Origin of the sequence: Mesorhizobium sp. M4B.F.Ca.ET.143.01.1.1 (genome assembly GCF_004792275.1) — a bacterium.
Lineage (GTDB): Bacteria > Pseudomonadota > Alphaproteobacteria > Rhizobiales > Rhizobiaceae > Mesorhizobium > Mesorhizobium abyssinicae.
Genome location: NZ_SRSR01000132.1, coordinates 1 through 386 on the forward strand (window position 1 = coordinate 1; position 386 = coordinate 386).

Annotated in this window: 1 protein-coding gene; it reads left to right on the top strand. The window is 62.4% G+C overall.

Features of this window, described 5'->3' with window-relative positions; genetic code table 11:
* Window positions 1–63: 63 nt before the first annotated feature.
* On the top strand, window positions 64–386 hold a 323-nt coding region (locus EN786_RS36290), incomplete at its 3' end, for a serine hydrolase (protein WP_348642273.1).

Below are 386 nucleotides of genomic sequence, written 5' to 3' on the forward strand. Positions count from 1 at the left end.
GTTGGACGCGGCATATGGGTTACGTTAGCTTCGCCGCATCTCAGCAACAGCTTTAGAACCATCTTGTCCCGTCCCATTCCTCTCCTGCAAACACTGATCGCCGTTTCGGCACTTCTCGCGCTGGTCGCCGGCTGCACGACTGTCGCGCCGCCGGAAAGCGTGCTGACCGTTCCCGCGCAGCCGCAGAAATACGCGGCGATCGTGGTCGACGCCCCGACCGGCAAGACCTTGTTCGAGGTCAATTCGCGGGCGCAGCGCTATCCGGCGTCGCTGACAAAGATGATGACGCTCTACATGCTGTTCGAGGCGATGGAGAGCGGCCGGGTAACCAAAGAGACGCAGATCCCGGTTTCCGCGCATGCCGCCTCGCAGCCGCCGACCAAGCT